Source organism: Corynebacterium aurimucosum (genome assembly GCF_046895345.1).
GTDB lineage: Bacteria > Actinomycetota > Actinomycetes > Mycobacteriales > Mycobacteriaceae > Corynebacterium > Corynebacterium aurimucosum_G.
Genome location: NZ_CP160096.1, coordinates 2,368,758 through 2,387,805, shown reverse-complemented (window position 1 = coordinate 2,387,805; position 19,048 = coordinate 2,368,758). Strand labels below are relative to the sequence as shown.

At 57.1% G+C, this 19,048-nt stretch carries 14 protein-coding genes and 3 rRNA genes; 6 read left to right on the top strand and 11 right to left on the bottom strand.

The genetic code is table 11. The annotated features are described in order from the left end of the window. Positions 1-12: 12 nt before the first annotated feature. Positions 13-153, bottom strand: coding sequence for a hypothetical protein (locus ABZS45_RS11265; protein WP_412099896.1), 141 nt, complete (start codon positions 151-153; stop codon positions 13-15). On the opposite strand from ABZS45_RS11265, the gene ABZS45_RS11260 reads away from it, so the two are divergent. Next, positions 89-1,141, top strand: a complete 1,053-nt coding sequence (locus ABZS45_RS11260) for a pseudouridine synthase (protein ID WP_412099895.1) — start codon at positions 89-91, stop codon at positions 1,139-1,141. The two genes, ABZS45_RS11265 and ABZS45_RS11260, sit on opposite strands and share 65 nt — an antisense overlap. Before the next feature lie 34 nt (positions 1,142-1,175). On the opposite strand, the gene ABZS45_RS11255 is transcribed toward ABZS45_RS11260, so the two are convergent. The 8 genes from ABZS45_RS11255 to ABZS45_RS11220 all read right to left on the bottom strand — a co-directional run bounded on the left by ABZS45_RS11255 (position 1,176) and on the right by ABZS45_RS11220 (position 11,784). After that, positions 1,176-1,766, bottom strand: a complete 591-nt coding sequence (locus tag ABZS45_RS11255) for a hypothetical protein (protein ID WP_412099894.1) — start codon at positions 1,764-1,766, stop codon at positions 1,176-1,178. Positions 1,767-1,988: 222 nt separating this feature from the next. Continuing rightward, a protein-coding gene (locus ABZS45_RS11250) for an IS3 family transposase (protein ID WP_412099203.1) occupies positions 1,989-3,181 on the bottom strand; the annotation gives its coding sequence in 2 pieces (ribosomal slippage) (positions 1,989-2,899 and positions 2,899-3,181; 1,194 coding nt in all). Positions 3,182-3,717: 536 nt separating this feature from the next. Then, positions 3,718-3,836 (bottom strand): 5S ribosomal RNA (gene rrf / locus ABZS45_RS11245). Positions 3,837-3,956: 120 nt separating this feature from the next. Then, positions 3,957-7,035: ribosomal RNA gene (locus ABZS45_RS11240) — 23S ribosomal RNA — on the bottom strand. 470 nt (positions 7,036-7,505) lie between these two features. Further along, positions 7,506-9,023: ribosomal RNA gene (locus ABZS45_RS11235) — 16S ribosomal RNA — on the bottom strand. Together the 16S, 23S and 5S rRNA genes form the textbook arrangement of a ribosomal RNA operon. A 603-nt stretch (positions 9,024-9,626) precedes the next feature. Next, on the bottom strand, positions 9,627-10,616 hold the full coding sequence (locus ABZS45_RS11230) for a hypothetical protein (RefSeq protein WP_412099892.1): 990 nt from the start codon (positions 10,614-10,616) through the stop codon (positions 9,627-9,629). Further along, a complete protein-coding gene (locus tag ABZS45_RS11225) occupies positions 10,613-11,413 on the bottom strand; it encodes an ATP-binding cassette domain-containing protein (RefSeq protein ID WP_412099891.1) in 801 nt (266 codons plus the stop codon). The genes ABZS45_RS11230 and ABZS45_RS11225 overlap by 4 nt, the downstream gene beginning before the upstream one ends. After that, the gene (locus tag ABZS45_RS11220; protein WP_412099890.1) at positions 11,410-11,784 is read right to left on the bottom strand and encodes a GntR family transcriptional regulator; all 375 of its coding nucleotides are present in this window, start codon (positions 11,782-11,784) and stop codon (positions 11,410-11,412) included. Before ABZS45_RS11220 ends, ABZS45_RS11225 begins: the two co-directional genes overlap by 4 nt. Positions 11,785-12,009: 225 nt before the next feature. Between ABZS45_RS11220 and ABZS45_RS11215 the strand changes: the two genes are divergently transcribed. After that, positions 12,010-13,227 (top strand): NYN domain-containing protein, encoded by a 1,218-nt coding sequence (locus ABZS45_RS11215; RefSeq protein WP_412099889.1) that lies wholly within the window; start codon positions 12,010-12,012, stop codon positions 13,225-13,227. A 107-nt stretch (positions 13,228-13,334) separates the two neighbouring features. Here the strand turns inward: ABZS45_RS11215 and ABZS45_RS11210 are convergent, their stop codons facing one another. Then, positions 13,335-14,159 (bottom strand): PspA/IM30 family protein, encoded by an 825-nt coding sequence (locus ABZS45_RS11210; protein WP_412099888.1) that lies wholly within the window; start codon positions 14,157-14,159, stop codon positions 13,335-13,337. 158 nt (positions 14,160-14,317) lie between these two features. After that, a complete protein-coding gene (trxA, locus tag ABZS45_RS11205) occupies positions 14,318-14,683 on the bottom strand; it encodes a thioredoxin (protein WP_412099887.1) in 366 nt (121 codons plus the stop codon). A gap of 148 nt (positions 14,684-14,831) precedes the next feature. On the opposite strand from trxA, the gene ABZS45_RS11200 reads away from it, so the two are divergent. From ABZS45_RS11200 to ABZS45_RS11185, 4 genes are read left to right on the top strand one after another with little or no spacing between them, the layout of a single operon-like run. Further along, positions 14,832-15,032 (top strand): heavy-metal-associated domain-containing protein, encoded by a 201-nt coding sequence (locus ABZS45_RS11200; RefSeq protein ID WP_412099886.1) that lies wholly within the window; start codon positions 14,832-14,834, stop codon positions 15,030-15,032. Positions 15,033-15,037: 5 nt separating this feature from the next. Then, a complete protein-coding gene (locus ABZS45_RS11195; protein ID WP_412099884.1) occupies positions 15,038-17,209 on the top strand; it encodes a heavy metal translocating P-type ATPase in 2,172 nt (723 codons plus the stop codon). Between the two features lie 11 nt (positions 17,210-17,220). Next, a complete protein-coding gene (locus tag ABZS45_RS11190; RefSeq protein ID WP_412099883.1) occupies positions 17,221-18,555 on the top strand; it encodes an MFS transporter in 1,335 nt (444 codons plus the stop codon). Continuing rightward, the gene (locus ABZS45_RS11185) at positions 18,545-19,048 is read left to right on the top strand and encodes a VanZ family protein (RefSeq protein WP_412099882.1); all 504 of its coding nucleotides are present in this window, start codon (positions 18,545-18,547) and stop codon (positions 19,046-19,048) included. The genes ABZS45_RS11190 and ABZS45_RS11185 overlap by 11 nt, the downstream gene beginning before the upstream one ends.

Here is a 19,048-nt window from a genome sequence, read left to right as displayed (position 1 = left end):
TAATACCTATTATTAGACCTGTGGGGTGGTCGCAGCATCTGCGTTGGCCGGGAAGAGGATGTTGTAGGCGGCCACGGCAATGTCACGAATGACGGCACCGATACCATTAGAGAAGAAATCGATGACTGGTGCGAGAATAGAGTTAAAATCCATGGGACAAAGAATATCGCAAAAAGGGCGTGGCGCAACACCACTTCCTATCCGCGATGGGCTAAACCCCACCCACGCCCGCGTGCTGGAAGGGCCAATCACGGCGTGGGACTTCGTGCACAACCTCATCACCACGCAGCGCCACCGGCACCCTGACGACAACGAGGCCGCGCTACAGGCACGCTTCGATGCCAACGAAGTTGTGCGCCAAGATGGTTCCCCCCTTCACTCGGACACCATCCTCGCCGCCAACGCCGTGGTGTACTTCTACCGCATGCCGGCACCAGAAACGCCCGTCCCATACGACATACCGATTCTCTATGAAGACGAGCACCTTTTGGTCGTCGACAAACCGCCCTTCATGGCCACCATGCCCCGCGCCCGCCACATCACGGAGACTGCCACCGTGCGCCTGCGTCGGAAAACCGGAAACAACGAGTTATCCCCCGCGCACCGCCTCGACCGTCTCACTTCCGGCATCCTCGTCTTTACCAAGGACCGCTCCATACGGGGCGCCTACCAAACGCTGTTTGCCGAGCGCCGCGTCACCAAGACCTACGAAGCCATCGCGCCGCTTGCCGACGTCTCCCCCGGCACCATCTGGCGCTCCCGCATGGAGAAGACCCCGGGGGAACTACAAGGACGCATCGTCGAAGGCGAAGTCAACGCCATCACCGAAGTCGCCGGCGTGGAGCCAGTAGATAAGGCCCCGTACGAAGCTATCCACGGGCCATTACCAGATATAGCGAGATACACCCTTAAGCCTCAGACCGGCAAGACGCATCAACTCCGGTTGCACATGCTCCAGGCGGGCATACCCATTATTGGTGATCCCATCTACCCCGTCATCTTCCCGGCAGAAGCCGAGGACATGCGGATTCCTATGCACCTAACGGCGACACACATTTCCTTTGTCGATCCTTTATCAGGAGAACTCCGAGAATTCTCCTCTCAACTACCACTTGAAACCCATGATTTGTTACGCCCGTAATTAGCACTCTGCAACCACTACAGGCTGCTTCGACTCACCTTTCGAAGGCCGCATCCTCGCTCTCACTTCCAAGCGCGCGCCCGGCCGCTTCCCACCACGTGTCCGTGTCCCGCGCGCCCTTCCACCCGGCAATATAGGCCACCGCCAAGCCTGCAACCGGAACAAGGACAGCGCCAATAGGACTGAACAGAGAAGCCACGACATCAATCACGTGGTCAATCTGGAGGAACTCAAACACCATGCCGTAGAGCTCAACCCGGCTATGCATGTCCGGGACGCGCTCGGCCACGGGGCCAATCACCGGATCGAGTCGGTCACGAATCGCCGGCCCGAACATTAGAAGAACGAAGGACAGCGCTGCAAACGCCAACTTCTTGCCAAGCTCCCGTGCGCCCGCGCGGTGGGGATGCGTGGCTAAGCCAACACGCCTCTTCCGCACTGACTCGTTGCCAACCGGAAGAAAGTCTATCCGCTTAAGACCATCACTGAGCCTTACCCGCGCTGCAGGACTACCTGCCTCAGAGGGATCTACAGTCTTGCCCGCGAAAAAGCCGCCGAAACCGTCCTCTTCCCACCCTGACGCCGGCTTCGCCCTTAAGACCAACGAATGTTCAACGTCCTTCACCCGCGAGACAACCTGCCCATCGCGTATAAGACATGCAGCCGGAAGCTTATCCGCCAAGCCACGGGGCGTAGAACACTGTGCAGCCCGCGATTGAATCCCGCCCGAAGAAGAAAGGCTTCCGGTGCCATCTGAATCCCTTAGGGCAGAAACTATGCTCCGTGCTGCAAGCAGTACATAGACGGTCGGGCCTGACCCCCGGAAAGTAGACACGTCGGGGGTTAGCTATGCTGCTTGGGCCAGTGTAGCTGATGTGAATGCTTCGAAGGTATCGGGGGCTAGAAGATTGCACCAGGAGTGCCGTCTGTGCGTGTTGTAGCGCATGCACCATCGGAAGACTTCTTGGCGGCAGGTAATGGGATTGTCAAAGACTTTCCGATCACGCAGAACTTCACGCTTTAGAGTGGCGTTAAACGATTCTGCCAGGGCATTATCGGCACTCGTTCCCACCGCTCCCATGGATTGGCGAACACCAAGCTGGGTGCAGTGGTCCCTAAATGCTTGTGAGGTGTACACACTGCCGTGATCAGAATGGAAAATTGCCCCTTTCAGGCTTCCGCGGACTTTCCTTGCATGAGATAAAGCTTCGATAACCAGCGATACCCGCATGTGATCGGCGAGTGCATGGCCGACAAGTTTGCGCGAGTAGACGTCGATGACCGTGGCCAGGTACATGTTCTTGCCTCCCTTACACGGCAGGTAGGTGATATCGCCTACGTAGACGTGGTTCGGCCTATCAGCTGTGAATCTGCGGCCTACTAAGTCTGGCATGACTCGGTGGCCAAACTTTCGTCTGGTGGTGATGCATCGACGGCGTTTAGTAAAGCCTTTCAGCCCCATGGATTTCATGATGCGTGCGACCTTCTTGTGATTTATCGGAGGAAAGTCCGTATCGTCGTTGAGACTTGCAGCGATGCGTTTAGCACCATAAAGCCCGTGCTCATCATCGAAGATGGTCTTGATTCTCGCACCAATAAGGGCATCGGAACACGTCTTTAACCTGCGTTTTTCGCGGGTGTTGGCCCATTTGTAGAACGAGGAGCGATTGAGCTTTAACACGTGGCACATCCGCTTGACCGAGTATTCGGTTCGATGGTCATCGACAAACTGGAAGCGGATTACCAGCGTGTCTCTTCGGCAAAATACTTCGCGGCCTTGCGCAAGATATCGCGTTCTTCACGAAGCTTAGAGACTTCTTTTTCTAGCTGACGGATCCGTTCAGAATCAGTCGTCGCCTTCGCCTTGTCACGCATGGTCTTCGTGCGGGCACGCTTGCCGGTGCCGTACTGCTTAAGCCAGGAATAAAGTGAGGAACGATTGACTCCAAGCTCTGCTGAAGCCGCGTGAAGTGAGAGGTCCTCATTGTTTTCGTAGAGGGCCACAGCATCACGTTTGAACTGTTCGGAGTACCTAGGCATGGTGGTAGATTACCTTTCTTCCCAACCCAACAGGGCTGGATATCAGGTGTCTACCAAACAGGGGTCAGGTCCGTCTTCCCCTCATAGGCAAGTTCCCACAGGTCCAATGTGTCGCTCAACCGCAACGCCCCCAGCGAAAACACTCTGTGCAAACAACATCAATAACCACGGCCTCAACTGTAGCTGACCCCGGCAAGGGAGTAGAACAATACAGCCTCGGACGAACGTGACTTTTCGGTCCGTGCTCAGAAGGCTCGGCCATTCAAATCCATCTGCCCAAACGTGGATGGCGATTCATGCTGGTCGGGTTTCCTGGTCTGGTGTTGGGATCTGGTGGGTGTGATAGGAGTCTGGGGCTACGCCTCTGGACAAACACACAGCGGGCCTTGGCCCCTCGTCGTTTGAAACGACGACGCGGCACTAGGACGGGTACTGGTTGGTAGTGAGGCGTAAAACGTGAAAAAAGGAGACCGTTAAAGCGTCTGTGGCTTTAACGGTCTCCCCTTTTGTTTTTATTGAGTTGTTGTTTTGTTTGGTGTCGGCGGTTTCTTACTCTCCCACAACCTCCCGGTTGCAGTACCATCAGCGTTAGCAGGCTTAGCTTCCGGGTTCGGAATGGGTACCGGGCGTTTCCCTGCTGCTATAGGCCACCGACAAACACTTAGGGCAAGCTGGTTGCTGGTGTTGTGTCAGATACTGTGTAGTGGACGCGAAGCGACAGTGTGTTTCTTGTCTTTATTTGTGTTTATATGTTGACACACTCAATTGTGAGTGTGTGTGTTTGTTTTGGTCTATTAGTACCAGTAGCCTTCACACCTTGCGGTGCGTCCAGGTCTGGCCTATCAACCCCATCGTCTTTGGGGGACCTCAAGTGAAACCTCATCTTAAAACAGGCTTCCCGCTTAGATGCTTTCAGCGGTTATCCCTTCCGTACGTAGCCAACCAGCGATGCTCCTGGCGGAACAACTGGCACACTAGAGGTACGTCCGTCCCGGTCCTCTCGTACTAGGGACAGCCTTCTTCAAGTTTCAACGCGCGCGGCGGATAGAGACCGAACTGTCTCACGACGTTCTGAACCCAGCTCGCGTGCCGCTTTAATGGGCGAACAGCCCAACCCTTGGGACCTACTCCAGCCCCAGGATGCGACGAGCCGACATCGAGGTGCCAAACCATCCCGTCGATATGGACTCTTGGGGAAGATCAGCCTGTTATCCCCGGGGTACCTTTTATCCGTTGAGCGACACCACATCCACAAGTAGGTGCCGGATCACTAGTCCCGACTTTCGTCCCTGTTCGACATGTCTGTCTCACAGTCAAGCTCCCTTGTGCACTTACACTCACCACCTGATTGCCAACCAGGCTGAGGGAACCTTTGGGCGCCTCCGTTACATTTTGGGAGGCAACCGCCCCAGTTAAACTACCCACCAGGCACTGTCCCCAACCCAGATCATGGGCCAAGGTTAGACATCCAATCCGATCAGAGTGGTATTTCAACAACGACTCCACACACACTGGCGTGCATGCATCATAGTCTCCCACCTATCCTACACAAACCGAACCGAACACCAATACCAAGCTATAGTGAAGGTCCCGGGGTCTTTTCGTCCTGCCGCGCGTAACGAGCATCTTTACTCGTAGTGCAATTTCACCGGGCCTGTGGTTGAGACAGCAGAGAAGTCGTTACGCCATTCGTGCAGGTCGGAACTTACCCGACAAGGAATTTCGCTACCTTAGGATGGTTATAGTTACCACCGCCGTTTACTGGGGCTTAAATTCTCAGCTTCGCAGCCAAAAGACTACTAACCGGTCCTCTTAACCTTCCAGCACCGGGCAGGCGTCAGTCCATATACATCAACTTCACGTCTTCGCATGGACCTGTGTTTTTGATAAACAGTCGCTTCCCTCTATTCTCTGCGACCCCACAACCCACCACCAGCGCAAAGACTGGTTTAAGTCATGTGGTCCCCCTTCTCCCGAAGTTACGGGGGCATTTTGCCGAGTTCCTTAACCACAGTTCACCCGAACGCCTTAGTATTTTCAACCTGACCACCTGTGTCGGTTTAGGGTACGGGCCATACATCCACATCGCTAGAGGCTTTTCTCGACAGTACTAGATCACCAACTTCACCCACATTTGGGCTACGCATCACGCCTCAGGCATTACGGTGTGCGGATTTGCCTACACACCACCTCACACGCTTACACCAACAATCCACTAAGCGGCATGGCTACTACACTGTGTCACCCCATCACTTGAACCACACATCAGGCCCCACGACATCAACAACCAACATGTTCAAAGAACACATCAATTATATCCGCGGTGGTTAGTATCAGTGCTTTATCATGGGCGCGGATATACGGGTACCAGAATATCAACTGGTTATCCATCGACTACGCCTGTCGGCCTCGCCTTAGGTCCCGACTCACCCTGGGAAGACGAACTTGACCCAGGAACCCTTAGTCATCCGGCGGGAAGGATTCTCACCTTCCAATTCGTTACTCATGCCTGCATTCTCACTCGCACACACTCCACGCCTCCTTACGGTAACGCTTCAACACATGCACGACGCTCCCCTACCCAAACAAAAAAGTTTGCCGCGGCTTCGGCGGTGTGCTTGAGCCCCACTACATTGTCGGCGCAGGACCACTCGACCAGTGAGCTATTACGCACTCTTTCAAGGATGGCTGCTTCTAAGCCAACCTCCTGGCTGTCTTCGCGATCCCACATCCTTTTCCACTTAGCACACCCTTAGGGGCCTTAACCGGCGATCTGGGCTGTTTCCCTCTCGACTATGAAGCTTATCCCCCACAGTCTCACTGCCGCACAACACAAATTGATGGCATTCGGAGTTTGGCTGACATTGCTAAGATTGTAGTCCCGCTCAACCAACCAGTAGCTCTACCTCCACCAAGCTAATGCGACGCTGCACCTAAATGCATTTCGGGGAGAACCAGCTATCACGGAGTTTGATTGGCCTTTCACCCCTACCCACAGCTCATCCCCGCAGTTTTCAACCTACGTGGGTTCGCGCCTCCACAGCATCTTACTACTGCTTCACACTGGCCATGGGTAGATCACCCCGCTTCGGGTCCAGGACATGCCACTTAAAACACCCCATTAGGATTCGGTTTCCCTACGGCTACCCCACACGGGTTAACCTCGCGACATGCCGCTGACTCGCAGGCTCATTCTTCAAAAGGCACGCCATCACACCATAAAAAGGTGCTCTGACGGATTGTAAGCACATGGTTTCAGGAACTATTTCACTCCCCTCCCGGGGTACTTTTCACCATTCCCTCACGGTACTCATACACTATCGGTCACACTGAGTATTTAGGCTTACCGGGTGGTCCCGGCAGATTCACAGCAGATTCCACGAGCCCGCTGCTACTCGGGCAACCCAACAACCCATGCATTGAAGCCTTCAACTACGGGACTATCACCCTCTACGGTAGGCGTTTCCACACCACTTCACCTAACAACAACACACAAGCAAACCAGTGGTAGCTGATTCACATTGGGGCCCACAACACCGCACACACAACCCCTACCAAGTATCACATGCACACGGTTTAGCCTCATCCACGTTCGTTCGCCACTACTAGCAGAATCATAAATTTTATTTTCTTCTCCTACGGGTACTGAGATGTTTCACTTCCCCGCGTAAACCCCCACAACAGCTATGAATTCACTGAAGGGTAACACCCCATAACAGGTGCCAGGTTTCCCCATTCGGACATCCTCGGATCAACGCTTTATTGACAACTCCCCGAGGCTTAACGCAGCCTTACACGTCCTTCATCGGCTCAGCATGCCAAGGCATCCACCATGCGCCCTAAATAACGAACACACAACCACCACCAACAACCACCACACAACAAGCAGCAATCATCAACAGTGGCGTGAACACACAAAACACAAAAAGAACAAAGAAATCACACAAACCACACACCCACCACAACAACCAACTATAAAAAGCCAGCTGCCACAAGGTAAAAAGCATGCGGTTTAATGCTCGCGTCCACTATACAGTTCTCACACAACACCCCACACAACCCAACAACCACAACCAACAAAGGCCTACACACGGTCATTACCATCATGTGGGTTATACAACCAGGGAACAATGCCCCAGACACCCAACAATGCACCACGTACTTTTAAAAAAAATGTTAGTCAACCATTCTGGTTAAGATGTATCTCCACCCGATTATCATTCGATGGCAGTAGAACAATCGCCTACATCAACCACCACACACATGAGAACAAATACTCACATGCTCATAGCACCAACTGGTGCTTAAAATTAAAGCTCCTTAGAAAGGAGGTGATCCACCCGCACCTTCCGGTACGGGTACCTTGTTACGACTTCGTCCCAATCGCCGATCCCACCTTCGACAGCTCCCTAACAAGTTTAGGCCACTGGCTTCGGGTGTTACCAACTTTCATGACGTGACGGGCGGTGTGTACAAGGCCCGGGAACGTATTCACCGCAGCGTTGCTGATCTGCGATTACTAGCGACTCCGACTTCATGGGGTCGAGTTGCAGACCCCAATCCGAACTAAGGCCGGCTTTCAGCGATTCGCTCCACCTCACAGTGTCGCTGCGCGTTGTACCGACCATTGTAGCATGTGTGAAGCCCTGGACATAAGGGGCATGATGATTTGACGTCATCCCCACCTTCCTCCGAGTTAACCCCGGCAGTCTCTCATGAGTCCCCAACCAAATGCTGGCAACATAAGACAAGGGTTGCGCTCGTTGCGGGACTTAACCCAACATCTCACGACACGAGCTGACGACAACCATGCACCACCTGTACACCAACCACAAGGGACACTACATCTCTGCAGCAATCTGGTGTATGTCAAGCCCAGGTAAGGTTCTTCGCGTTGCATCGAATTAATCCACATGCTCCGCCGCTTGTGCGGGCCCCCGTCAATTCCTTTGAGTTTTAGCCTTGCGGCCGTACTCCCCAGGCGGGGCGCTTAATGCGTTAGCTACGGCACAGAAGACGTGGAAGCCCCCTACACCTAGCGCCCACCGTTTACGGCATGGACTACCAGGGTATCTAATCCTGTTTGCTACCCATGCTTTCGCTCCTCAGCGTCAGTAACTGCCCAGAGACCTGCCTTCGCCATCGGTGTTCCTCCTGATATCTGCGCATTTCACCGCTACACCAGGAATTCCAGTCTCCCCTACAGCACTCAAGTTATGCCCGTATCGCCTGCACGCCCGAAGTTAAGCCCCGGAATTTCACAGACGACGCGACAAACCACCTACGAGCTCTTTACGCCCAGTAATTCCGGACAACGCTCGCACCCTACGTATTACCGCGGCTGCTGGCACGTAGTTAGCCGGTGCTTCTTATACAGGTACCGTCACTTGCGCTTCGTCCCTGTCGAAAGGAGTTTACAACCCGAAGGCCGTCATCCCCCACGCGGCGTCGCTGCATCAGGCTTCCGCCCATTGTGCAATATTCCCCACTGCTGCCTCCCGTAGGAGTCTGGGCCGTATCTCAGTCCCAATGTGGCCGTACACCCTCTCAGGCCGGCTACCCGTCGACGCCTTGGTAGGCCATTACCCCACCAACAAGCTGATAGGCCGCGAGCTCATCTTGCACCGAAAAAAACTTTCCAACCACCACACTAAAGACGGTTCATATCCGGTATTAGACCCAGTTTCCCAAGCTTATCCCAGAGTGCAAGGCAGATCACCCACGTGTTACTCACCCGTTCGCCACTCGAGTACCAGTGCAAGCACTGGCCTTTCCGTTCGACTTGCATGTGTTAAGCACGCCGCCAGCGTTCGTCCTGAGCCAGGATCAAACTCTCCACAAAAAAGGCCGTGAAAAGCCCAAACCTAGACAAACAGACAAACCAAACCATGCACCGCATCCGCACTGCACAAACAACACGAACACACCACACGGACTGGCTATCCAAAAATTACATAAAGAAAAAATCCATCAACCAACCCCCAACCCGACGGGGATATACAGGGAGCCGGTCACGTTAGAAGATTTTAAACAATACGCCCAAACAACTTATGTTATTTACAATGACGCCGCTTGAAAGAAAAGCGCCATCCGGCATACACCAACCGCAACACACATACAACGCATCACGGCCAAAACAAAAAATCAACCAACAAAAAAGTACATTGGCACACTATTGAGTTCTCAGACATCGTCACCACACAGCCATACGGCTCGCTTTAAGCGAAACGCAGTACTGCGAGTAAAGAAAATATTTGTTGTCAGGGCCTGTTTTCCTACCGCCTCTCTCCAAAAACCTCAGTTCCTGTGGGGCGCTGTCGGTCGCGCTGACTCATATAAAGTTACACACGACCCCAAAGAAACACAAATATCCACGTCATGGCGCATTTATGCCCACTTTAAAGTGCGCTAAAGCGTGCCTTTGACGCCGCGTTATGAACGGCTTCTAGGGGACGCCAAACCAGCCCATGAGGCCCGGACTAAAGACATTCACCTTCTTCGCCATCCGTGGGAAGCAAGCGGCCCACGCGGCATAGAGAAACACCATCCCAACCAGAGCCCACACCACGGTGACCGAGGATGCGATGAGCCAAGTGATGAGCAGGGCAGCAACGAGCGCGGTGAACGCTGCTGTGTAAATCCACGTGCCTTTATCTGTCACGGCGAAGCTCAGCAGCACAACCGCCGTGGCAAGCGCGACAATGGAATATCCGGGAAAGTGTCCAGTCCATGCCACCGTGAGCAGGTCGACCACCAATGCCACCCCGGCCGGAAAGGCTGTACACAGGAGCGTGACCCTGGCCCATCGGGTGCGCGGCACCCCGAAAGTGACCGCATCCTTCAGCGAACTACGGACTGAATCGGCGACTAACGGCAGGACAATCAAAGCGACTATGGTACCCGCGATGCCCACGCCTTTATCCCACAGTTTGCTCACCACGATGGTTATCGCTATTGCGATGGCTACACCGATCGCAGTCCACATCCACGCGCGGACCTGGGGACGCAACACAATTTGGGAGACCGGGGACGCTGAGAAGCAGCCCGTCGAAGAATCACCATCGCTGCCTACGATGAGGGAGCTCGCGGTCATGCGCGATGGCTCGACGCGCTTGGCCACGCAGAATATCCACGCTGCCGTTGGCGCGATGAGAGTCCACCACGGAAAGGCGAAGGGCGCGCTTACAAGAATGAGCACAAGCGTCAGGGAAGCATTGATTCGCCGGTGCCCATTCCACACCCGGGTGCTCAACCCAAAGGTCAAATAACGCCTGAAATCAGGCTGCGAAAGGTAAACCATAAGGACCATAAAGAGTGAGTAACCAATGGCCCACCCTTGCCCGCGGTCCATTCCCAGCACCGGAAGGACAACAATCCACAAGGCAAAAAAGAAGCTGTTCCAGCTCAGCGCCATATGTCTATAGAGCTTCATCATGCCTCCCCCAATGCCAACACTGCCTGTTCGAGGGATACCTCGCTGGCACGCAAACCCATTTCCTGGGCCATGTCGAAGACGTTGGTGGTGTGGTTGGGGCGGGCGTCGACAAGCGCGCGGTCTGCCACGGCTGAGGTTTCGCGCTCAAGGACCGGAAGCTGCAGGCGCCCCAGCGCGCGATCGAGGGCTTCGGCAGAGCCGGTGAGTTGGACGACGCCCTCAATGAACTCATCGATGGGACCCGATAGGGGGTTCTCCCCCATCAAAGCCACGGTATCGAGCAATCCGGATAGCTCGTTGAGGTGATGGGTGGAGACAATAATGGTGCGGCCATGCTCTTCACGCAGGACGTCATAGAAAACGTCCCGCTTGGCAGCGTCAAGGCCGAGATAGGGTTCGTCGAGAAGCATGTACGGCACCCCCGAAGCCACCGCGACGATGAAGCTTGCCGCCGACTTCTGCCCGCGGGAGAGGCCCGAGTAGTTCTTCATCGGCAGCTCGAAACGCTCCACCAATTCCTCAGCACGGGTCGCGTTCCACGTAGGCCAGCGCAAACTGGATACGGCGAAAACCTTCTTCACGTTCCAACCTTCCGGCAGGGGATTATCGATACCCATAAGCACAACCTTGTTGAGCACCTTTTCATTGTCGTAGGGCTTGTCGCCGTCGACCGTGATGCCGGAGCCGCCCAACTGCCCGGCGATTTTGCGCAGCAGGGTGGTCTTACCAATTCCGTTGGGGCCGACGAGGCCGTGTGTCAGGCCGTCGCCGAAGGTGAAGTGCGGGGTGGAAATCATGAGTAGAGTCCTCGACTTTCTGCAACAAGATCAATGAGGTCATGAAGCTGCTGGCGCGTGTAGCTCAAGCGCACAGCTTCGTCGATAAGCGGCGCGGCGTACTCGGCCGCAAATTCTTGACGCCGCCGCGCCCGGATGAGTTCGGCAGCACCTGAAGTGACAAACATCCCTATGCCCCGGTGCTTTTCGAGGATCCCCAGATCCACGAGAAGAGTTAGCCCCTTGCGGGCAGTAGCAGGATTGATGCTATGGAAGGCGGCAAGCTCATTCGTGGACGGCGCCTGGGCCCCCTCAGCAAGAGTGCCCTCAATGATGGCGTCCTCGATGAGCACCGCTATCTGACGAAAGAGCGGCTGCGCGGAGTTGTCCATGCAGTCCCCCTAGTTGGTTGGTTACTCATGTAACTAACCATATAACTGACCGGGCGACCTTTCAAGGTTTCCACCAAACACGTTTATTACCTGGGAATTTCATCAAGATTATCGACGTTTTGTGGCTAATGGGGCACACTGGACTACACCGGCCTTAGGCTGGAAGACCTCACAGAAGTGACCTAAGAAAATTAGTTAGAAGAAATAGAACGGAATTTAGGAGCCATGCTTGAACGAACACTTGTCTTCGTCGACACGTCATATCTACTCGCCAGTTTCTACAACTCTTGGGAAACGGGCGCCCGCGCCCAGCTAGAGATTGATTTACCCGAAGTAGTCAGCTCCCTTGGTTCCATGATTGAGAACCAAGTTGGCAACCGAATCCACCGCCAGTATTGGTACGACGGCATCCCCGATACCGGCCCCCACCGCTATCAGCGAGCTTTGCGCGTCTGCGACGGCGTGCAGTTGCGTACCGGCCAACTCATCGAATGGGGCGAGCGCCGCACCCAAAAAGCGGTGGATACCCGTCTTGTCGCCGACATGATCGTCTCCGCTATGAAGGACCAAGTCACGGACTTTGTGTTGGTCTCCGGCGATGCCGACATGATCCCCGGTGTGCAGGAGGCCGTCAATAACGGCGTGCGCGTGCATCTCTACGGTTTTGGCTGGGACTCCATGTCCTCTGCATTGCGCCATGCGTGTGATTCCACCACAATCCTTGATCCGCGCGAGGACTTCGCAGACGCCATGGAGCTCGAGGTTCTCGAAGGCCCGCTGCCGCCGACCATCCGCGAACCCCAGAATTCCGAGGACGGCAGCGAAGACGTGAGCGATGCCGCTAGCGAGCTCGCTCCGGAATGCGAAGAACCTACCGAGGCACAAGCTGCTTTCCCCTCCGCACCGAAGCCCGGGCCGGCCACTCCTTCTGCCGCGGCACAAGACGTAGCGGCCACGGCCGCTCACCCCAAGTCAGCAGCACCCAGCCTCCCCGCCGAGGACGAGGAACCCTCCCAGCCTAGAACCGCTACTCAGGAGCCTGCCGACGAAGAGTCGGAAGCAGGCACCGAAGCCCCGAAGCCTGCTCCCAAGCCGGCCGCACCGAAGCCGTCGATGATGGCACCGCGCCGCAAACTACGCTCGAAGTACGTTCCGCTCCCTGAAGAAGTGTGGAGCTCCGCTGGGTTCCAGTCCCCCTTTGATGTGGGACAGCAATATGCCTCGTGGTGGTTCGACAACGCCGCGAGCGCCGATCAACGCGACCAGGCTCACCTGCTCTCGGGCGGCGGGCTGCCACCGGAAATCGACCGCCCGCTGCTGCAGTTCGCCTGCGAAACGCTGCACGAGTACACGCTCACCGAAACCCAGCGCGTCAACCTGCGCGATGGCTTCCACTCGGGCATTCGCGGCGTGCTCATCAATATCCGCCGCCAAGATGGCTAAAACACCACAGGGACCTTTGAGAGCATAAGGTACTGAAACACTCAGGCCGCGCTGCGCGGCCCGCTCGCAAAGGCCCCTTTTCTATGCGGTGATATGCTCTGCGGTGGCTACTGCTTGCCCTCGGCGGTGTCCGATTCGGCGTTGACATCACTAGCATCAGCTTCGGCGCCGGCCTCAAGCGCTTGGTCGCTAGCGAAAGGGGAACCTTCGATCTCCTTATTCTTGGCCATCTCAGCGCGAATCTCGTCCAAGCGGGATGCGGCGGCCATATCGTGGCCCGCGGCCGAAATCTCCTGAATCCGGCTGCCGCCAGCTGCCTGGTGCAGCTCCTGAGCGCCGAGAGCATCAGCGTAGCGCTTCTCAATCTTGGAGCGTACCGAATCCAACGTTGGCGTGGAATCATCGGGCTTGAGCTCATTCATGGAGTCCAGGGCCTCAGCGTTCTTCTCCTGCATCGCCGCCTGATCAGCCTGGGACAGCAACTGGTCCACCTGCGCGAGCTGCTCCTTAAGGCGGGCCTCCGACTGCTGTTGCTGGGCCTTTGCCTGCTCGGCTGCTTGGGCGGCGGCCTCGTGCTGAGACTTCAGATTCGCCAGCTCATTTTCGACGGCGACCAGCTGGCTCGCCACAACCTCTGCCGCCTGGTTGTACTCGGCAGCCTTCTGCGGATCCTCGGAAGCATCCGCCAGCTCCAATGCTCGGCGGGTCTGGTCTTGGTAGTCCTTCTGGGTCTTCACCAAGCGATTAAGCTGCATTTCCAGCTGGGTTTTGCGTCCAATAATCTCCGCCGCGTGCTCGGAAATCTGGCGGTGCTGCTCCTTTGCGCCTTCCACTGCCTGCTGGATTTGGACCTTGGGGTCAGCGTTCTCATCGATCTTCTGATCGAAAGAAGCCATCACATACTTCCAGCCTTTGCTAAATGGATTTGCCATCGCACTCACTCCTTAGTGGTTCCTGCAACAGTATTTAATGCAGCTTTTATTGGTGGCCTATATAAAAAGACGCTTTCCTGCGAGTGTAGCGATACTCACAGGAAAGCGCGCGCGGCAGGCCCACCTGAGCCTACAGCGCCTAGGAGAACTCTTCGGGACTATTCCGCCTGTTGGCTCTCCACCTGGGCACGGACCTCATCCATGTCGAGCGCCTTAACCTGGCCAATGAGATCCTCTAGAGCTGCCGGCGGCAATGCACCAGCCTCACGGAAGACAAGGATGCCGTCACGGAACACCATCAAGGTAGGGATGGACTGAATCTGCAGCTTTGCGGATAGATCCTGGTTTGCCTCCGTATCCAGCTTGGCAAACGTGGCATCAGGGTGCTCCTCAGATGCCTTCTCAAAAACCGGACCGAAGCGCTTACATGGGCCGCACCATTCCGCCCAGGCATCAACGAGCGTGATGCCCTCGCCGGAGATGGTCTCCTGGAACGTGTCCTCAGTGATGTCAATCGTTGCCATGTCTCTTCCTATCTGTTTCGGGGAAATGTACCGGTTCTATCAACCCTCAACGGTACACAAGACTCAATTATTTCTTGCGCACATACCCCAGGGGGGTATATTCTTGGCAGTAGCATTAACCGCTAAGAAGAGAGAAGGATTCATCACCATGAGCACCACCACCTACACCGTTACCGGCATGACCTGTGGCCACTGCGAGCTTTCCGTCAAGGAAGAAATCTCGGAAATTAACAGCGTCACCGACGTCACCGCTGATCACACCACCGGCGCAGTCACTGTCACCGGGGAGGGCTTTAGCGATGAACAAGTCGCTGCTGCCGTCGCCGAAGCCGGCTACGAGTTGGCCTAAACGCCATGAGCACCAACCTCACCCTCGGCATCACCGGGATGACCTGCACATCTTGCTCATCCCGGGTGGAACGCAAACTCAACAAGCTCGACAACGTTGAGGCCACGGTCAACTTCGCCACGGAATCCGCCTCCGTGAGTTATGATCCGGCAACGACGACGCCTGCCGATCTTATCGGCGTCGTCGAAGGGGCGGGCTACGGAGCCTTTACCGTGGATGGTGAGGGAGAGGAGCCGACCAGCACGGCGGAGGACGCCCGTGAGAGCGAGGCTTCGGATATTCTGCAGCGCACTCTGCTCTCCGCGGCACTCTCGCTGCCGGTGATGCTGCTTTCCATGGTCCCCGCCCTGCAGTTTCAGCATTGGCAGTGGGCCTGCTTGATGCTCACGACACTCGTCTACGTCATCGGCGGCGCTCCCTTCCACCGTGCCACCTGGGCCAACCTCAAGCACGGCGCCGCCACGATGGACACCCTCATCACGCTGGGCACCACCGCCGCTTTTGGTTGGTCGCTCTACGCGCTCTTCTTCGGCGATGCCGGAATGCCCGGTATGACCATGCACATGACGCTACGCTCCAATGACGCGCAGATGGACCACATCTATCTCGAATCCGTCGGCATGGTTATCACCTTCCTGCTGCTTGGACGGTGGTTCGAGCTTAAAGCTAAGGGGCGCTCCTCCGAGGCGCTCACCACGCTGCTGACTATGGGGGCTAAAGAAGCCACCGTGCTTCGCGACGGCACCGAAACCCGCATCCCCGCCAGCGAACTGCACGTGGACGATATTTTTGTGGTCCGCCCCGGCGAGAAGATCGCCACCGATGGCGTGGTGATCAGCGGTCACTCAGCCGTGGATGAATCCCTGCTCACCGGCGAGTCAATGCCGGTTGAGGTTTCACCCGGCAGCACGGTGACGGGCGCTACCATCAACGCCTCTGGACGCCTTGAGGTGCGCGCCACCCGCGTCGGGTCCGACACCGTCTTGGCCCAGATGGGTGCGCTGGTCACTGCGGCCCAGACCTCGAAGGCCCCTGTGCAGCGCCTCGCCGACCGCATCGCTGCGGTTTTCGTCCCCATCGTCATCGGCATCGCTATCCTCGCGCTTTTAGCTCACCTGTGGGTCGGCGGCGTCGCCCCAGCATTCGTGGCCGCCGTCTCCGTCCTCATCATTGCCTGCCCGTGCGCCATGGGCTTGGCGACGCCCACCGCAATCCTCGTGGGCACCGGACGCGGCGCCGAACTGGGAATCCTCATCAAGGGCCCGGAGATTTTGGAATCGACGCGCCAGATCGACACCATCGTTCTGGACAAGACGGGCACCGTCACCGAAGGCCAGATGTCAGTAGCGGCGGTTCAGGCCGCAGCAGGGCACTCAGAGCAAGAGGTTCTCCGTCTTGCGGCCGCCGCCGAGCAGGGTTCCGAGCACCCCATCGCGAGGGCTATCCGCGCGGCTTACGACGGCGGGATGCCCGCAACCGAGGGCTTCCACGAGCTACCAGGGCAAGGGATCGAAGCAACCGTTGAAGGTACCCGCGTGCGGGTGGGACGCCCACCTGCGGGCTACGACGGCACCGGGACGCAAGTCGGCGTCTACGTGGCGGATGACCTGGTGGGGACCATCGAGCTACAAGACCGCGTTAAGAAGTCCGCCGCCGCTGCCATCTCCGCACTGCAGGACCTAGGTCTTACACCCCATCTGCTCACAGGCGACAACGCCGGTGCGGCACACGCAGTGGCGCGAGCCGTTGGCATTGATGATGCCAACGTGACAGCGGAGGTCATGCCCTCTGACAAGGTGGAAGCCATAACCCGACTACAGCAACAGGGAAAGACCGTGGCGATGGTGGGCGATGGCGTCAACGACGCCGCGGCACTCGCTCAGGCAGACCTCGGAATCGCGATGGGCGCGGGAGCCGATGTTGCCATCGAAGCGTCCGATATCACGGTGATGAACAACGACCTGCACTCCGTCGCCGAGGCAGTGCGGCTCGCGCGCAGCACCCTGCATATCATCAAGGGCAACCTATTTTGGGCCTTCGCCTATAATATTATTCTTCTTCCTGTGGCAGCGTTTGGCCTGCTCAACCCCCTATTGGCGGGGTTGGCAATGGCTCTGAGCTCGGTCTTTGTCGTGACCAATTCTCTGCGGCTGAAAAGCTTTACCCCCGCGGAGTAAGCTTAGCCTGCATGAATCGTCTTGATCATCGCTCTATCTCACGCACGGAGAGGCTCGACCGCCTTCCCGTCACTGGAAAACACAAACGTCTCCTCTTCGGCTCCGGCATCGGCTGGGCGCTCGACGCCATGGACGTGGGCCTCATCTCCTTCATCATGGCTGCTCTGGCCGTGCACTGGGGGATCACGCCGACCCAATCCTCTTGGCTGGCGTCCGTGGGCTTCATCGGCATGGCCTTGGGTGCCACCTTCGGCGGCCTCTTGGCCGATAAGTTCGGCCGCCGCCACATCTTTGCGCTGACCTTGCTGGTCTATGGCCTCGCCACGGGCGCCTCTGCCCTAGCAACGGGCCTCACACTCCTCATCGTCCTGCGCTTCTTCATTGGGCTCGGCCTCGGCGCTGAGCTGCCGGTGGCCTCCACGCTGATTTCCGAGTTCGCACCGCTCAAGGTCCGTGGGCGCATGGTGGTCTTGCTGGAAGCCTTCTGGGCCGTGGGCTGGATCCTCGCCGCGGTCATTGGAACGTTCGTCGTGGGGGCGTCGGAAAGCGGCTGGCGCTGGGCCCTAGTGTTCGGCATGGTGCCCGCGCTCTACGCTCTCTATGTACGCCTTCACTTGCCTGAATCAGTGCGCTTCCTGGAGTCGAAAGGCCGCCACGAGGAAGCAGAAGAGATCGTCGCGTCCTTTGAGGCCGAGGTAGACGATGCAGACATTGACCGCACGACCCCGGCACCGACCTACTCCGAGGAAGATGTCACCGCCACCAGCATCTGGTCGAAATCCCTACGCGGGCGCACGCTGGCGCTGTGGACCATCTGGTTCTGCGTCAACCTCTCCTACTACGGCGCCTTCATTTGGATTCCGTCACTGCTTGTCGCGGATGGCTTCTCCCTGGTGAAGTCCTTCAGCTTCACGCTCATTATCACTCTGGCCCAGCTCCCCGGCTACGCCGCAGCCGCCTGGCTCATCGAGTCATGGGGGCGCCGCTCCACCCTGGCTACCTTCCTCGTGGGCTCTGCGCTATCTGCAGGTCTCTACGGTTTTGCCAGCACCGAGGCCACGATCATCCTGGCCGGTTGCCTGCTCTCCTTCTTCAACCTTGGCGCGTGGGGAGCGCTGTACGCCATCGGCCCCGAGCTCTACCCCACCGCCCTACGCGGGCGCGGTACCGGTGCGGCAGCTGGCTTCGGCCGACTCGCATCGATCCTGGCGCCGCTTATCGTTCCGCCGCTCATCGCCGTGGCGGGAACGGGCTGGCTCTTCGTGCTGTTCGCAGCGGCCTTCGGCCTCGCAGCTGTAGCAGCACTGACCCTGCCAGAGTTCAAGGGCAGGACCCTTGCTCAATAGGGTCGCGCTCGGAGCGTGGGTCGCCGTCATGGTCGCGCTCACCACGCTTAAGCCCTTCTATCAGATTGGCTACCTCTGGAAACCGGAGAACCAGCGAGTTCGGGACCTGCGCTTGGTGCCGCTTGATGAGTTCTCCGGAGGCACCTGGTTTGGCCCGCTTTTTGAGTATGCGGGCAATACCGCCTTTTTCATTCCTTTCGGCATGCTCGTCTTCAGCATGTGCCGATCAATCAAGGCAACAGCCGCGTGGGGATTCGCGCTGAGTTTGGCACTGGAAACAGTCCAGTATGCCTTTGCGCTCGGACGCACTGATATTGATGACCTCATCTTCAATACGATCGGCGCGCTCATCGGCGCGGCATTCGCCCGGCTTTGTGGCGAGCGCTTCTTCCCGGTATGGCGATGGCTGGCGCTCGCCGCGGCTGCGGTCTTCCTGGTCTTGGTCATCCTCGGCCCACGGTTGGGTGACCCCAACGCCGTGGTGGACCTGTAA

Excerpts from the sequence above, each read along its gene's own strand:
- ABZS45_RS11220 (WP_412099890.1), bottom strand. The coding sequence starts at position 11,784 with ATGGACAACTCCGCGCAGCCGCTCTTTCGTCAGATAGCGGTGCTCATC.
- ABZS45_RS11195 (WP_412099884.1), top strand. The coding sequence starts at position 15,038 with ATGAGCACCAACCTCACCCTCGGCATCACCGGGATGACCTGCACATCT.
- ABZS45_RS11215 (WP_412099889.1), top strand. The coding sequence starts at position 12,010 with ATGCTTGAACGAACACTTGTCTTCGTCGACACGTCATATCTACTCGCC.
- ABZS45_RS11200 (WP_412099886.1), top strand. The coding sequence starts at position 14,832 with ATGAGCACCACCACCTACACCGTTACCGGCATGACCTGTGGCCACTGC.
- ABZS45_RS11230 (WP_412099892.1), bottom strand. The coding sequence starts at position 10,616 with ATGATGAAGCTCTATAGACATATGGCGCTGAGCTGGAACAGCTTCTTT.
- trxA (WP_412099887.1), bottom strand. The coding sequence starts at position 14,683 with ATGGCAACGATTGACATCACTGAGGACACGTTCCAGGAGACCATCTCC.
- ABZS45_RS11260 (WP_412099895.1), top strand. The coding sequence starts at position 89 with ATGACGGCACCGATACCATTAGAGAAGAAATCGATGACTGGTGCGAGA.
- ABZS45_RS11265 (WP_412099896.1), bottom strand. The coding sequence starts at position 153 with ATGGATTTTAACTCTATTCTCGCACCAGTCATCGATTTCTTCTCTAAT.
- ABZS45_RS11225 (WP_412099891.1), bottom strand. The coding sequence starts at position 11,413 with ATGATTTCCACCCCGCACTTCACCTTCGGCGACGGCCTGACACACGGC.
- ABZS45_RS11190 (WP_412099883.1), top strand. The coding sequence starts at position 17,221 with ATGAATCGTCTTGATCATCGCTCTATCTCACGCACGGAGAGGCTCGAC.
- ABZS45_RS11210 (WP_412099888.1), bottom strand. The coding sequence starts at position 14,159 with ATGGCAAATCCATTTAGCAAAGGCTGGAAGTATGTGATGGCTTCTTTC.